Origin of the sequence: Candidatus Paracaedibacter symbiosus (genome assembly GCF_000757605.1) — a bacterium.
GTDB lineage: Bacteria > Pseudomonadota > Alphaproteobacteria > Paracaedibacterales > Paracaedibacteraceae > Paracaedibacter_A > Paracaedibacter_A symbiosus.
Genome location: NZ_JQAK01000019.1, coordinates 1,533 through 2,250 on the forward strand (window position 1 = coordinate 1,533; position 718 = coordinate 2,250).

Sequence of the window (718 nt, forward strand, 5' to 3'; positions counted from 1 at the left end):
ATTATATTCAAGGAGAAACAGGTCCCGTAATAACTTCGTATAGCATACATTATACGAAGTTATACGATAAGCGGTATACTCTCTAGCGCAAAAATAGTCTTAGCGCTTCCTTGCCCTAGTTTTGGTTTATTCATTGCATATGAAAAGGATATAATAAGGCTATAACAGACAAAACATAAAATTAATCTCATTTTTGGCACCTTGCACAGTAAAATGTTGAACGGTTAGATTGAAGAATTCTTTTAATCTCTACATGATGACACTGTAAGCACTGCTCTCCTTCACGACCATATACCTTAAAAGTATATTGAAAAGTACCTTTTTTACCATCGGGTTGCCGGTGATCTCTTAACGTTGACCCCCCTGCAATAATTGCTCTTCTTAAAACATCTTGAATTGCCTTGACGAGAATATCAGCTTCGAGATGATTGATTGTTTTAACTAATCGAAGAGGGGATAATTTTGCACAATGAAGCGCTTCACAAACATAAATATTTCCAAGGCCTGAAATTATTTTTTGATTTAAAAGCGCCGCTTTAAGTGTGAGCGATCGGTTTTTAAATAGCTCCAAAAGAAATGAACCTGAAAAATTATTATCTAACGGCTCAACCCCTAAAGAGCTTAACAAAGAAAAACACGATAATTCTTTCAATGGAACAAGCAACATCGCCCCAAACCGACGCGGATCTCGGAAACGCAGCTTTAAACCAGAATAAAA

Annotated in this window: 1 pseudogene; it reads right to left on the reverse strand. The window is 36.4% G+C overall.

Annotated elements, in window-relative coordinates:
• Positions 1-187: 187 nt before the first annotated feature.
• A pseudogene (locus IG80_RS0111705) lies at positions 188-718 on the reverse strand (zinc finger domain-containing protein); the annotation flags it as partial.